At 62.9% G+C, this 13,142-nt stretch carries 12 protein-coding genes and 1 pseudogene; 3 read left to right on the top strand and 10 right to left on the bottom strand.

Going from position 1 to position 13,142, the window contains the following annotated elements:
• The first annotated feature begins 219 nt into the window (after positions 1–219).
• Both I6L32_RS20165 and I6L32_RS20160 read left to right on the top strand, forming a co-directional pair.
• Positions 220–1,122 (top strand): homocysteine S-methyltransferase family protein, encoded by a 903-nt coding sequence (locus I6L32_RS20165; protein ID WP_039040257.1) that lies wholly within the window; start codon positions 220–222, stop codon positions 1,120–1,122.
• Between the two features lie 9 nt (positions 1,123–1,131).
• Positions 1,132–2,541 carry a basic amino acid/polyamine antiporter gene (locus tag I6L32_RS20160; RefSeq protein ID WP_042864109.1) on the top strand — a complete coding sequence of 470 codons (1,410 nt, stop codon included), beginning with the start codon at positions 1,132–1,134 and terminating at the stop codon, positions 2,539–2,541.
• Positions 2,542–2,607: 66 nt separating this feature from the next.
• Here I6L32_RS20160 and I6L32_RS20155 read toward each other — a convergent pair whose 3' ends face one another.
• The 5 genes from I6L32_RS20155 to I6L32_RS20140 form a co-directional block, all read right to left on the bottom strand.
• Entirely contained in the window at positions 2,608–3,447 is an 840-nt protein-coding gene (locus I6L32_RS20155; RefSeq protein ID WP_039040283.1) for a sterol desaturase family protein, read from the bottom strand.
• 199 nt (positions 3,448–3,646) lie between these two features.
• On the bottom strand, positions 3,647–4,390 hold the full coding sequence (locus I6L32_RS20150) for an amino acid ABC transporter ATP-binding protein (protein ID WP_010675257.1): 744 nt from the start codon (positions 4,388–4,390) through the stop codon (positions 3,647–3,649).
• Complete coding sequence (locus tag I6L32_RS23550) at positions 4,374–4,496, bottom strand: hypothetical protein (RefSeq protein WP_257692682.1); 123 nt, start codon at positions 4,494–4,496, stop codon at positions 4,374–4,376. The genes I6L32_RS20150 and I6L32_RS23550 overlap by 17 nt, the downstream gene beginning before the upstream one ends.
• Complete coding sequence (locus I6L32_RS20145) at positions 4,480–5,424, bottom strand: amino acid ABC transporter permease (RefSeq protein WP_041201654.1); 945 nt, start codon at positions 5,422–5,424, stop codon at positions 4,480–4,482. The genes I6L32_RS23550 and I6L32_RS20145 overlap by 17 nt, the downstream gene beginning before the upstream one ends.
• Before the next feature lie 99 nt (positions 5,425–5,523).
• A complete protein-coding gene (locus I6L32_RS20140) occupies positions 5,524–6,312 on the bottom strand; it encodes a transporter substrate-binding domain-containing protein (RefSeq protein ID WP_010675255.1) in 789 nt (262 codons plus the stop codon).
• Between the two features lie 461 nt (positions 6,313–6,773).
• On the opposite strand from I6L32_RS20140, the pseudogene I6L32_RS23690 reads away from it, so the two are divergent.
• Positions 6,774–7,900 (top strand): annotated as a pseudogene (locus I6L32_RS23690) (GGDEF domain-containing protein).
• A gap of 108 nt (positions 7,901–8,008) precedes the next feature.
• On the opposite strand, the gene rnk reads toward I6L32_RS23690, so the two are convergent.
• From rnk to I6L32_RS20110, 5 genes are all read right to left on the bottom strand, one after another.
• The gene (rnk, locus tag I6L32_RS20130; RefSeq protein ID WP_010675253.1) at positions 8,009–8,404 is read right to left on the bottom strand and encodes a nucleoside diphosphate kinase regulator; all 396 of its coding nucleotides are present in this window, start codon (positions 8,402–8,404) and stop codon (positions 8,009–8,011) included.
• 233 nt (positions 8,405–8,637) lie between these two features.
• Positions 8,638–9,372, bottom strand: coding sequence for an ABC transporter substrate-binding protein (locus tag I6L32_RS20125; protein WP_210599816.1), 735 nt, complete (start codon positions 9,370–9,372; stop codon positions 8,638–8,640).
• A gap of 81 nt (positions 9,373–9,453) precedes the next feature.
• Positions 9,454–10,137, bottom strand: a complete 684-nt coding sequence (locus I6L32_RS20120; protein ID WP_029314749.1) for a hypothetical protein — start codon at positions 10,135–10,137, stop codon at positions 9,454–9,456.
• A 50-nt stretch (positions 10,138–10,187) separates the two neighbouring features.
• Entirely contained in the window at positions 10,188–11,555 is a 1,368-nt protein-coding gene (locus I6L32_RS20115) for an alkaline phosphatase (protein WP_174218574.1), read from the bottom strand.
• 24 nt (positions 11,556–11,579) lie between these two features.
• Entirely contained in the window at positions 11,580–12,971 is a 1,392-nt protein-coding gene (locus I6L32_RS20110) for an alkaline phosphatase (RefSeq protein ID WP_041214887.1), read from the bottom strand.
• Positions 12,972–13,142: the final 171 nt, after the last annotated feature.

Raw genomic sequence — 13,142 nt, 5'->3', positions numbered from 1 at the left:
GTCGTTTCAGTGCCTGGCCAGGTGATGCCTGTGCCGGGGAGATCTCCCTTTGCCGCCATCATCCTGAGCTTGCCCGGATTTGTTCGTAGCCCCCGATTGCCTCTTGTTCTACTTTGGGTCATGATATTTGGGATTTCTAGCCGTCTAGATGTTTTGATGGCTTAATATGGTTTCACACAATAAACACCCGTCATGGCGGGGAGACGCAGAGAGACAGAGATGGACAAGCAGGATTTGTGGGTACTCGATGGCGGTATGGGCCGTGAACTGGCGCGGCGTGGTGCGCCGTTCCGTCAACCGGAGTGGTCGGCGCTGGCGTTGATGGAAGCGCCCGAGACGGTGCGCGAGGTACACCAGGCCTATGCGACGAGCGGTGCCCGGGTGATCACTACCAACAGCTATGCCCTGGTGCCCTTCCACATCGGCGAGGCGCGCTTTGCCGCCCAAGGGGAGGCACTTGCAGCTCTGGCCGGGCAACTGGCCCGAGACGTGGCCGACGAGCAGGGGGGAGCCGTCAAGGTGGCCGGCTCCTTGCCGCCGCTCTTTGGCTCCTATCGTGCGGACCTCTATCAGGCCGAGCGGGTGAGCGAGCTGGCGACACCGCTTATCCGTGCCCTGTCACCCCATGTGGATCTCTGGCTGGCGGAGACCATGAGCCTCATCGCCGAGCCCCTGGCCCTCAAGGCCCTGCTGCCCGAGGACGGCAAGCCGTTCTGGGTCTCCTTTACTCTGGAAGACGAAGCGCCGGGCAGCGAGCCCACCCTGCGCTCCGGCGAGCGGGTGGCGGATGCCGTGACCGCGTTGGCGTCGGCCGGGGTGGATGCCATCCTGTTCAACTGCTGCCAGCCCGAGGTGATTGAAGGGGCGCTCAAGGTGGCCGTCGCCGCGTTGCAGGTTCAGGGGCGCACCGACGTTCGCCTCGGCGCCTATGCCAACGCCTTCCCGCCCCAGCCCAAGGAGGCGACTGCCAATGACGGTCTGGACGAGATCCGCGGCGATCTGGGGCCGCTGGATTACCTCGGCTGGGCCGAGCGCTGGCGCAGAGCCGGGGCAAACCTCATCGGCGGCTGCTGCGGCATCGGTCCGGAACACATCGAGGCGCTGGCCAGCCGGCTGCGTTAAGGAGCGCCCATGAAAGAGAGCAAGATCGGGCTCTGGTCCCTCACTGCGCTGGTGTTCAGCTCCATGGTGGGGGCCGGCATCTTCAGCCTGCCCCAGAACATGGCCGATGTGGCGGGCGCCCGCGCCGTGCTGATCGGCTGGGCCGTCACCGGGGTCGGCATACTGGCGCTGGCCATGAGCTTCCTTTACCTGTCGCGGCTCAAACCCGAGCTCGACGGCGGCATCTACAGCTATGCCCGAGCCGGCTTTGGCGAGCTGGTGGGGTTCTTCTCCGCCTGGGGATACTGGCTCTGTGCCACCATCGGCGTGGTGGGGTATCTGGTGATCGCCTTCGCGGCGCTGGGCAGCTTCGTCGACACGCCGGAGCGGGTCTGGTTTGGCGAGGGCAACACATTGGCAGCTTTTGTCGGCGAGTCCTGCATCCTCTGGGCGGTGCACCTGCTGGTGGCCCGAGGCGTGCAGCAGGCGGCCCTGTTCAATCTGGTGGCGACCCTGGCCAAGAGCCTGCCGCTGCTGCTGTTCATCCTGTTCGCCTGCTACTGGTTCGATCCGGTCACCTTTGCGGCGGATCAGGAGGGCAGCACCCTGGCGGTACCGGTCTCCGAGCAGGTGCGCAACACCATGCTCATCACCCTCTGGGTTTTCACCGGCATCGAAGGGGCAGCGGTGCTCTCGGCCCGGGCGAGAAACAAGCGGGACGTGGGCACCGCCACCGTGCTCGGCGTGGTGCTGGCGCTGCTGCTCTATGTGCTCATCTCGGTGCTGGCGCTCGGAATATTGAGCCGCCCGGAGCTTGCGGCCCTGCCCAACCCCTCCATGGCGGGATTGATGGCCCAGATGACGGGTTCCTGGGGCAAGCTGCTCATCAGCGCCGGCCTCATCGTGTCGGTGCTCGCCTCCTACGTGAGCTGGACTCTCTTCTCGGCCGAGGTGCCGTTCAGCGCGGCGCGTCACGGGGCCTTCCCGGCCATCTTCCGGCGCGAGAACCGCAACGGCACCCCCATCGCCTCGCTCTGGCTCACCAGCCTGACCGTGCAGGGCTGCTTGCTGCTGGTATGGCTGCTTGGCAAGGGGTATACCAACCTGCTGCTCATCTCCACCTCCATGATCCTGGTGCCCTACCTGCTCATCGGCCTCTTCCTGCTCAAGCTGGTCTTCAGTGGCAAGGGGGGGCAGGGCCGCGGCCTGATGCGGGTGGTGGCGCTGGTGTCGAGCGGTTATGGTTTCTGGCTGCTCTACGCCGCCGGGGTGGAGTACCTGCTGCTGTCGCTTCTGCTCTACGGGCCGGGTCTGCTGCTGTTTCTCTACAGCCGTCGCCAGCTCGGCGCCGAACAGCGGCTCAGCGGGCGCGAACGGCTGCTGGCCGGGGTGACGCTGCTGAGCCTGATCCCCGCCGTCTGGTCCTTCGTTCACGTCTGACCCGGGGGTTGTCCCTGTCATGAAAAAGAGCGCCCCTGTGCGCTCTTTTTTATCCTGGTCGGTGGGTCAACCGCTGGTGGGGCCCGCCGGTTTGCCAAACAGCACGGCGAGCTTTTGCCGCCATGGGAGGCCCCGGGCCTCTTGCAGCATGTCGCGCCACTCGTGGAAGGTGAGGGTGAGGGGGTTGAAGCTGTGAATTGGCTTGGTGATGCCGAAACGGCACGGCTCGCCCAAGTCTTCTTCCACGAAGGTGCCAAACAGCCGGTCCCAGATGATGAGCACGCCGGCGAAGTTGCGATCGATGTATCTGGCATTGCTGGCGTGGTGCACCCTGTGGTGGGACGGGGTGTTGAAGATCCATTCAAGTTTGCCCAGCTTGCCCACCACCTGGGTGTGGACGAAGAACTGAAAACCCAGGCTCAAGAGCACGGTGGCCACCACCGCCTCGGGGGGGAAGCCGATGAGGATCATGGGGATCCAGAACAGCCACATGCCGGAGACCGGGTACATCAGGCTCTGGCGAAAGGCGGTGGAGAGGTTGAGCCGCTCCGAGCTGTGGTGCACCACGTGGGAGGCCCAGAGCCAGCGCACATGGTGGCTCGCGAAGTGGAACAGCCAGTAGCAGAGATCCTGCAACAGAAAGAGCAGCAAGAGGCTCCAGAGGTTCAGCTCGATATCGAATAATCGCCAGCCCCAGAGGGTGTCATAGAGATAGGCGATGGCAATGGCGGCCAGGGCATCGCCCCCCTGATGCATCAGTGCCAGGGTGGCATTGGCGAAGAGATCCTTCCACTGGTAGCCCGCCGTGGGATAGGCGGCGCCGTGTTTTCGCAGGTAGAGCATCTCCCAGCCGATGAAAACCAGAAAGAGGGGCGAGAGGTAGAGCAGGAGCAGTTGCACATCCATGTGAGCCATCCGGTTGGACCAGTTGGATGTCAGCATACCGGATGAATTTAAAATTTCATTAACATCCTTGCTCGTTGGCGTGGTGACAACCCGATGGCAAAAGGCTGCGGCAAGCAATGCGCCAGGGAGATGATCTGGGGGGAAGGCAAGCATAGAAGAGGGAGCCATGGGCTCCCTCTTCGTGTTGGTGCATCGCGGGTTATAGCACCTGGCTCAGGAACTGGCGCAGGCGCGGGGAGGGTGGATTGTCGAAGAAGTCGGCGGGTTTCTCGTCCACCAGCAGCTCGCCGCTCTCCATGAAGAGCACCCTGTCCGCCACTTCCCGGGCAAAGCCCATCTCGTGAGTCACCACCACCATGGTCATCCCTTCGCGGGCCAACCCCTTCATGACGTCCAGCACCTCTCCCACCATTTCGGGGTCGAGGGCGCTGGTGGGCTCGTCAAACAGCATGATGCGCGGCTGCATGGCGAGCGCCCGGGCGATGGCCACCCGCTGCTGCTGGCCGCCGGAGAGCTGGGAGGGGTAGCTCTGGGCCTTGTTGGAGAGACCGACCTTGAGCAGCAGGGCCTTGGCTCGCTCCTCTGCCTCCTGGCGAGAGAGCCCTCTCACCTTCTGAGGGGCCAGGGTGATGTTGTCCAGCACCGTCAGGTGAGGGAAGAGGTTGAAGGACTGGAACACCATGCCCACCTCTTCCCGCAGCTTGTTGACATCCCCGGGTTCGGTGAGGCTGATGCCGTCGACCACGATATTGCCATCGTTGATGGTCTCCAGCTGGTTGAGGGTGCGCAGGAAGGTGGACTTGCCCGAGCCGCTCGGCCCCACGATCACCACCACTTCCCCTTCGGCCACCTGGGTGCTGACGTTTTTCAGGGCGTGCACCTCAGTGCCGTAGAACTTCTCTACACCGGTCGCCTTGATGATGGGATCAGTTGCAGCGCGCATAGTTCACCTCCAGACGACGCACCGGGAAGGGACAGGGAGTGCCGGTGATGGCAGAACGTTTCGACACCGATGGCGCCTTGATAACGGGATCAGTTGCTGCGCGCATATTTCACCTCCAGACGACGCACCAGGAAGGAGAGAGTGCCGGTCAGCACCAGATAGAGCAGAGCCACGGTGAACCACACCTCGAACGGGCTGAAGGTGGAGCTGACCACTTCGCGCCCCGCCTTGGTGAGATCGGTGATGGAGATGACGGAGACCAGAGAGGAGTCCTTGATGAGGTTGATGAACTGACCCGCGAGCGGTGGCAGCACCCGTTTGAAGGCCTGGGGCAGGATGACGTAGCGCATGGTCTGGGCCGAGGTCATGCCAAGGCTTCTGCCCGCTTCCATCTGCCCCTTGTGAATGGAGCTGATGCCGGCGCGCACGATCTCCGCCACGTAGGCGCCGGTGAAGACCGCGAGCGCCGCCACACCAGCGGTGAATCGGTCGAGGTTCAGCACGGTGCCGATAAAGAAATAGACGATGAAGATCTGCACCAGCAACGGGGTGCCACGGATGAGCTCCACATAGGTCACGGCCAGGTTGCGCAGGGCCGGATTGGGGGAGAGGCGGGCGAGCCCGGCCAGGGTGCCAAGCAGGATGGCGAAGATGCCTGCCACCAGGGAGAGCTTGACCGTGACCCAGACGCCCCAGGCAATGGGGCCGGCGGTCCAGCTCAGTTGCACATCCAGGGTATCGCCGAGGAAGACGGTATCCCCTTCAGCCAGCTGGGAGCCCTTGGGAGCGATGGCCTGACGGCGGCTGGGGTCGAGATCGTCTTGCAGGAAGAGCTGTCCCTTGTCCGCGACCACAGTGCCGTCAAACTCGGCATAGTGTTTCTGTTCTGCCTGATAGGCGATGTACTGGGGAATGCGTTCCCAGCGCCAGGTGTAATCCACAGCCTGCACGGCCTTGTAGATGCCGAAAATGGCGGCCAGCACCAGCAGCAGGAAGATCCCGTGCCAGAGCAGCTGATTGGGCTGTTTTTCCATCTGTCTTGTGAGTTTGGGGTTGATCACTGTCACAACCTCTTTTGTCGTTATCGTGTGGGGAGTCTGCGTGAAGGGGCGGCATGCCGCCCCTTTGAGAGGTTATTTGAGCTGGTTCAGCCAGGCGGTGGATTCAAACCACTTCTTGTAGAGACGGTCGTAGCTGCCGTCACCCTTGATCTGGCGCAGGTAGTTGTTGAACCAGTTGAGGGTGTCCTGATCCCCCTTGCGGATGGCCCAGGCCAGCGGCTCGAAGGTGAACGGCTTGTCGAGGTGCACCACGGCGCCCTGGTTCTGGGACGCGAAGATGGCGTTGTAGGGCAGGTCGTAGACGAAGGCATCCACCTTGCCGTTGATCACTTCCAGCTTGGCGTCATCCTGGGTTTCAAACTGCAGCAGGGTGGCTTTGGGGATCATGCGCTTGACCGCTTGCTCACCCGTAGTGCCGAGTTTGACCGCGATCTTGTATTTGGGATCGTTGAGGTCCTGGAAGGATTTGATTTCGCCCGCCTTGTCTTTGCGAAGCACGATGGTCTGGCCGACGACGATGTAGGGATCGGCAAAGTTCACGCGCAGGTTGCGCTGGGGAGTGACGGTCATGCCGCCCATGATGACGTCGAATTTGTCGGTCAAGAGCGCGGGGATGATGCCGTCCCAGGCGGTGTTGACGAACTCCACCTTCACGCCCATCTCCTTGGCGACCATCTTGGCGAGATCCACGTCAAAGCCGATGTACTGGCCCTGCTTGTTGGTCATCTCGAAGGGTTGATAGCCGGCATCGAAGCCGACCCGCAGCACACCGCGCTCCAGCACGGCATCCAGGGTGGAAGTGGGCGCGGCGTTGGCCAGCCCGCACAGCAGCAGGGTAGAAAGAATGAGTTTTTTGATCATAAATGACGTCTCTGTCGTAAATGTGGTCGGCCTTGAACCTGCTCCCGTGCGACTCCATGGCACAAGAGACTGCTGCATCCGGCAGCAGGCAAGACAGGATTATTGTCTTGGTCGGGGCAAAAGCCCCATATGAGATTCTATGAATGGTTCGTTGGATGAAAAATGTACCAAAACCTGTTTGTGCCAGAAGACTCAATAAGTTATGGAGACTTTTATCCGTCGTGGTGACTCATAAAACCACATGAAAACAACATATCTATCTAATGGCGCCGGTTCAAGTGCAAAATATCCGGCGGCCGTCTCGGTGGAAAATCCGGGCACAGACAGGGCGTTGTCCGGCACGCTTCACGGGGAATGGGGCGTGCGAGCCGGGCAAATATTTTTGCCCGGCCAATAGGCTCCCTCTGTGTCTTGTCATGGGCTTCCCATATACTCAGCCATCCCCATTGGAAGGTTCGGGAATGGACGCCTCAATTCTGCTCAATCTGGACGTATTTACCCTGATGTTGATGGCCCTCGGGGGCTACAGCCTGGGATTCATCACCCTCTCCATCATCTGGTCGACCCACAGGGAAATACCCGGTCTCGGGCTCTGGTGGTGGTCCAGCCTCTGTGCCCTGGCGGCGCAATCGCTCTTCTTCATGCAGGCATTTTCCCCCCATATCGCGGGGATCTGGCTGGCCAACCTGCTCATCACCTTCTGCCTCGCCCTGATGCCACTCGCCATCCAGCGCTTCTTCGGGGAGCCGCCAAACTGGCGGGCCTTCACCCTCTTCATGCTGGTCTATCTGCTGATCCTCTGCTGGAGCGTCATCTTCAACGACAAGATGGCCCCCCGGGTGCTGCTGGCCTGCCTGAGCTACATGATGGTGGGGGCGGTGATTGTCTGGCTCATCTGGCGCCATGGCTACCCTGACTATCTGCCTGCGGTGCTGGTGTTCACCGTGGTCAACATCCTGCTCTACGGTTTCAATCTGGTGCACATGGGGGCCCTGCTCGGCGGCGAGGTGCGGGTCCTGATGGATCAGCATGCGGTCAATGTGCTCCCCTTCCTCTCCATGCTGATGGGCAACTATCTGTCGACCTTCGGGGTGCTGCTGCTCTGTACCCAGTACCGGGCCCTGGCCCTGCGTCGACAGGCCAGCCAGGATCCCCTGACCGGCCTCCTGAACCGGCGCGGCTTCATGGATCACTGCGTGACGATGGCAAGGCTGGGGGCGCTGGTGGTGCTGGATCTCGACGACTTCAGCAGATCAATGATCGCCACGGTCACGAGACCGGGGACAGGGTGCTGGAGGCGGTGGGTCGCTATCTTGCCGGCCAGCGGGATCTGGTGGCCAGCCGCTTCGGCGGGGAAGAGTTTGTGTTGCTGTTGCCCGAGCGGGACCCCCTGGCCCAGCAGGCGCGCTGCGAGCAGATCCGCCAGGGGATAGAAACGCTGGGGCTGAAGGGGGTCCGGGTGACGGCCAGCCTGGGGTGGGCGCCCAGCGCCCGCGAATGGCACTTTGACACCCTGTTCAGCCAGGCAGATCGCGCTCTCTATCAGGCCAAGCGGGAGGGCAAGAACCGGATCTGTCAGGGGGCCTGATCCCCCGTCAGGTCATGCCCGGCCGGTGGCCCTTGACTCCGACCGGACAAAGGCATACCGAGTCAGCCACCTGGTCGCATCAGATCTGAATGGCAGCCTGGCAGCCTGTCAGCGGTGCAACTCCCCCGCGCGTTCCGGCTGATAGACCACTTCCAGGATCTCCACCTGGATGGTGCGACCGGCCGGCCCCGGCCAGGCGATGCTGTCACCCACCTTGAGCCCCAGCAGGGCGCTGCCCACTGGCGCCAGCACGGAGATCTTCGATTCGTCCCCCTGCACATCCTTCGGATAGACCAGCGTCAGGCAGAAGTCGTTGCCGCTGTTTTGCATCTTGAAGCGCACCGTGCTGTTCATGGTCACCACGTCCGGCGGCATGTCGGCGGGTTCGCGGATCTCGGCGCGATCCAGCTCCTCTTGCAGGGCAAGGTGCTGGGGGTGGTTGCCAAGCAGCTGTTCGATGCGATCCAGATCCAGGCTGGAGATGACGAGATGAGGCTGTTTCATAGGGTATTTCCTTATCAAGGACTGAAGGGACCAGGATGACGGGCAGACTGGTCGACAAAAAACGGTGCAAGGGTAAAAAGCAGACAGCAAAAGCGATGCCCCCGAGCGACTCGCGCAGCGGGGCGAGGGCGGGGGCTCAGCGGGGTGTGAGCGTACTGGAAAAAATCATGATTGCTTTCATGGAGATACCATAACCATTCTGGGGTGGTTTGGCAATTGGGCTGACTTTCTCATCAGGGAGCCTGGTAATCGTACTGGTGCAGGATGCGCGCGAGACTGCCATCCTCCCTCATTTCCTGAATGACCCGGCGCCAGCGCAGCGCCTCGCTGCGGGAGAAGCGGGGACTGGCGGCCAGGTAGAGGGTGCTCTGCTGCAAGGTCTCGCCCCGCACCAGATCCGGGAGCGGCAGACCCGCCCGCTGCTGGTTGTAACGGGCGGTGTTCCAGGCCACCGCCCAGGCCTGGATGCGGCCGCGCGCCAGCTTGCTGGCGTTGCTGACCTCCTCGGTGACCAGCTCCTGGGTCACCCCTGTCAGCGGCTGGATCAGGCTCTGGCTATGGGAGCCACGCATCACGCCAACGGTGAGGCCAGGCAACGTCTTCATGGAGAGCGGCGCTGGATGGTGACGGCGATGGCTGACCAGCACGAAGGCCTCCTCCAGCAGGGGGGCAATCCAGAGAAACAGTGGTTCGCGCTGGGTATTTCGGGCCGGGGGCAACAACAGGACATCCGGGCGGTGGCTGGCCTGGCTGAGGGCGCGAGCCAGCGGCATCAACTCGATCTCGAGCGGTTCCCCGAGGCGGCGGGCAGCCTCCTCCAGCACCTCGATGGCCATGCCGCTCGGCGCACCCTGCTGGGCGCGGATCACATAGGGGGGAATGTCCGCGGCCACGACGACCACGGCACGGGCCGAAAAGGCGCAGACGATCAGAGGGGAGAGCAGCAGAAGCAGAGTAACAAGGCGCATGGATGTTCGGGTCCGGGATGAGTACAGAGAGTGTAACATCCCGTTACGTCATGTCAGCCAGGCGATTGCAGCCTGGGGGGATCAGTCGAAGAAATCCCGCAGATCCAGGGTCTGGTACCCTGCCAGTTGCTGCCAGGGGAGGGTCTTTGGCAGCGGCTTGAGCGTCACCTCCATCCGGTAGCTGCGATAACCGTCGAGGCTTGCCGACTCCACCACCAGGGGCAACTGCCAGCGGCTCGACCAGAGGATGCGGGTACGCTGGCGACCTTCGCGGGTCTCATACCAGTTCGCCTGGTCGGGGGCGGCCTCATCCAGCGGTGTCATTCCCTCTAACAGGGAAGGGTTGATGAGGTGGCGGATCCGCGCCCACTCCGGTTTGAAGGCCACCTGGCCGTACTCCTCCTGCGGTACCTCCACCAGCTGGTTGTGCCAGGCATCGGCGTAGCGCAACTGGAGTGCGTCTCCCTCGCTGCGGGTGACCCAGCGTGCCGCCATCTGGTGAGTGAAGTGTTTGTGGCCGGGGCGGGCATCATGGGTGGCGTGATAGGCACGGGCCAGGGGAACGGGAATGAGCCGCTGGCTCCACACCTGGTCACCGACCCGCAGCCACTTCTCCTGCCACTGGCTCTCCCGGGTGATGCCGTCGCTGCCGGTCACCCTGTCCACGTAGCGGATGCGGGCGGCCAGATCGGGCACCTCGTCGGCCAGGAGGGGGAAGGAGAGGGCGCTGCCCAGCAGCCATAAAGAAAGCAGATATTTCATCATCGTCTCTCGCTCGACGGAAAAGGTGCCCGGCGAGGTGCCGGGCCCCTTTATCACAGGCCGAGGGCCTCCCTGAGCTTGCCGAACACCCGGGTGTTGTCGAGGGTGCCCTTGAACTGGCTGCTGCCTGCGCCGCCCGCGAACAGCATCACATCTCCGCCGCCGTGAGTCTCGGAGCCGAGCTTGACCCCGGTCTCCTGTAGGTAGTCATCCGCCATCACCTCATCGCTGGTGAGGGTGGGACGCTGGTCCTGGCGGTTGGGGCCGTTGCCGAATACCAGGGTAGTGAACGGCTTGCCGTCCGCGTCGTTCTGGGTCGAGCCATCGGCGTTCTTGACCAGATCCAGCACCTTGTTGCCCTTGGCTGAATAGCCGTTGATGGTCATGGTGTGGTCGTGGTCGGCGGTGACCACGATCAGGGTATCGCTCAAATCCACTTTGCCGAGGGCCGTCTTGACCGCCTCGTCCAGCGCCACCGCATCGGTCAGGGATCGCTTGGCGTTGGTGGCATGCAGGGCGTGGTCGATACGTCCCCCCTCCACCATCAGGAAGTAGCCCTGGCTGTTCTGGCTGAGCAGATCGATCGCCTTGGCGGTCATCTCGGAGAGGGACGGCTGGGTACTAGCCGCCCCCTTGGCGACGCGGTCCAGTTCGTAGTCGAGGTGGGATTTGGTGCTGAACAGCCCCAGCACCTTGCCCGAGTTGACAGCAGAGAGCTCATCCTTGGTGGTGACATAGCGGTAGCCCCGGGCGGTCAGCTCGGCGGTGAGATCCCGGCCGTCGGCCCGGCCGCCCTTGTTGCTGGCGCTGTAGGGCGTCCAGTGGTTGGCGCCGCCCCCCATCAGCACATCGACCCCATCCCCCAGCGCCTGGTTGAAGCCGGCGCCGCCCGGTACCGCCTGCTCGGCGATGGCGTAGGCCGCATCCCGGTGGCAGATATGGGAATAGGTCGCCGCCGGGGTGGCATGGGTGAGCTCCGTGGTCGTGACGGCTCCCACCGACTTGCCGGCTGCCTTGGCCAGCTCGAGAATGGTGGGCACCGGGCTTCCGTTGTCGCTGGTGCAGTTGTTGATGCCCTTGTTGCCGTTGGCATCCTTGGACGGTGCCACGGCCCTGGTGTCGCTGCTCATGGCGATCACCTCGTTGTTCATCTTGACGCCGGTGGTGTAGGCCGCCATGGAGGGGGCGGAGTCCGTGGTCTGGGCATCGTGGGAGAAGGTCTTGATGCGCGCGCTCTGGGGCAGTTTCATCATCTCGAGATCCCCCTCTTCCCCCACCTTGAACAGGCGGGTGGCGGTGAGCACGGTGGGACCCATGCCGTCACCGATAAAGAGGATGACGTTCTTGGCATCGGCGGCGTGCGCCTGGGAGAGGCCGCCAAGCGTGCCGAGCAGGGCGGTGCAGACCAGCGTCTTTTTCATGGTGATGTTCATCCTGATAATCCCTTACAGCTTGGCCGCAGCCTTGATCTTGCCGAACACGGCGGTGTTGTCGAGAGAGCCGTGGAAGCGCTCCGCCCCCTGGCCGATGGCGCCGAGGAAGACATCGGTACCGCCGTGGGTCTCGTTGCCTATCTCGCCCACCTTGACCACCACCTCCTGGTGATAGTCGTCGGCGGAGGTGGTGGCGTCGTCGAGGGCCGCCACGCTGCTGCGCGGGCCATCCACTCGGTTGTAGCCGTTGCCAAAGCCGATGATGGTGTAGGGCATGCCATCGCTATCCTTGCTTGGCTCGCCGGTCTCGTAGTTCTTCACCAGCCCGAGCACGCCCGCATTGCCTGCCGTGGTCTTGCCGGTGCGCTTGGCGTACCCGTTGAGCACAAGCGTGTGGTCATGGTCGGCGGTGACCACGATCAGGGTGTTTTTCAGCTCGGGATCGGTTTTCTTCACTTCATTGATGGCGGCCAGGATGGCGTTGTCGAAGGCGAGGGTATCCTGCAGGGCGCGCTTGGCGTTGGTGTCGTGCAGGGCGTGGTCGATACGCCCCCCTTCCACCATTAGGAAGTAGCCCTTCTCTTTGCCCTTGAGCTGCTTGATGGCAGCCAGGGTCATCTGGGCCAGTGACGGCTCGCTGGCGGGCCGGTCCAGGTCATATTTCATGTGGCTTGAGCCAAACAGGCCCAGCAGCGGCTTGCTCGCATCGGCCTGGTTCAGCTCGTCCAGGGTGGCGGCAAACTGATAGCCCTTCGCCTTCATCTCGTCGATGAGGTTGCGACCATCGGTCCGCTTGCCCTTGTCGGCGCTGGGCAGGAAGAAGCTGCTGCCGCCCCCGAGCACCACGTCCAGCCCCTCCTTCAGGGCGCTGTTGTAACCGCTGCCCCCCGGCACCATCTGGACGGCGATATCAGCCTCCAGGTCCCGGTTGCAGATATGGGCATAGGTGGCGGCCGGGGTGGCGTGGGTGACCCGGGTGGTGGTGACCACGCCGGTGCCACGGCCATCGGCCTTGGCCAGCTCCAGCAGGGTGGTCACCGCTTTGCCGCCGCTCTGGCTGCAATCGCTCTCCTGGGTGGCGTCGCTGTCCATGCTGATGACGCCGTTGTTGCTCTTGACCCCGGTCATGTAGGCCGCCATGGAGGGGGCCGAGTCGGTCACCTGAGCATCGTGGGAGAAGGTCTTGATGAAGGCCGTTTCCGGCAGGGTGTCGATGGTGAGGCTGCCCTCTTCGCCGACGCCATAGATCCGGGAGGCGGTCAGGGTGTTGAGACCCATGCCGTCGCCGAGGAAGAAGATCACGTTCTTGGCGCTGGGTTCCGGGGTGTTGCTGTCGTTGTTGGAGTTGCAGCCGGCGGCCAGGGCGGCGCCTATCATCACTGCAAGTCCTGCCATCTTTCTCATTGGGGTTCGCTCCTTGTGAAACCTGAGCGCAGCCTAGAGGGGGCAGATGACACTTTTAGTGAAGAGAGATGACAATACGGTGAAAGCGCCTTGCAAATGTTATCTTATATCAATGGGTTATGTTGATTGTGTTCTGCCACTCACCTCCCGGTGGCGTGGCGGGCATCCGGC

The organism is Aeromonas sp. FDAARGOS 1402, from assembly GCF_019046925.1.
Lineage (GTDB): Bacteria > Pseudomonadota > Gammaproteobacteria > Enterobacterales > Aeromonadaceae > Aeromonas > Aeromonas caviae.
This window is presented reverse-complemented; position numbering and strand designations above follow the sequence as displayed.

Coding starts and splice junctions, on each gene's coding strand:
- I6L32_RS20165 (WP_039040257.1), top strand. CDS start 220: ATGGACAAGCAGGATTTGTGGGTACTCGATGGCGGTATGGGCCGTGAA.
- I6L32_RS20160 (WP_042864109.1), top strand. CDS start 1,132: ATGAAAGAGAGCAAGATCGGGCTCTGGTCCCTCACTGCGCTGGTGTTC.
- I6L32_RS20155 (WP_039040283.1), bottom strand. CDS start 3,447: ATGGATGTGCAACTGCTCCTGCTCTACCTCTCGCCCCTCTTTCTGGTT.
- I6L32_RS20150 (WP_010675257.1), bottom strand. CDS start 4,390: ATGCGCGCTGCAACTGATCCCATCATCAAGGCGACCGGTGTAGAGAAG.
- I6L32_RS23550 (WP_257692682.1), bottom strand. CDS start 4,496: ATGCGCGCAGCAACTGATCCCGTTATCAAGGCGCCATCGGTGTCGAAA.
- I6L32_RS20145 (WP_041201654.1), bottom strand. CDS start 5,424: ATGGAAAAACAGCCCAATCAGCTGCTCTGGCACGGGATCTTCCTGCTG.
- I6L32_RS20140 (WP_010675255.1), bottom strand. CDS start 6,312: ATGATCAAAAAACTCATTCTTTCTACCCTGCTGCTGTGCGGGCTGGCC.
- rnk (WP_010675253.1), bottom strand. CDS start 8,404: ATGAAACAGCCTCATCTCGTCATCTCCAGCCTGGATCTGGATCGCATC.
- I6L32_RS20125 (WP_210599816.1), bottom strand. CDS start 9,372: ATGCGCCTTGTTACTCTGCTTCTGCTGCTCTCCCCTCTGATCGTCTGC.
- I6L32_RS20120 (WP_029314749.1), bottom strand. CDS start 10,137: ATGATGAAATATCTGCTTTCTTTATGGCTGCTGGGCAGCGCCCTCTCC.
- I6L32_RS20115 (WP_174218574.1), bottom strand. CDS start 11,555: ATGAAAAAGACGCTGGTCTGCACCGCCCTGCTCGGCACGCTTGGCGGC.
- I6L32_RS20110 (WP_041214887.1), bottom strand. CDS start 12,971: ATGAGAAAGATGGCAGGACTTGCAGTGATGATAGGCGCCGCCCTGGCC.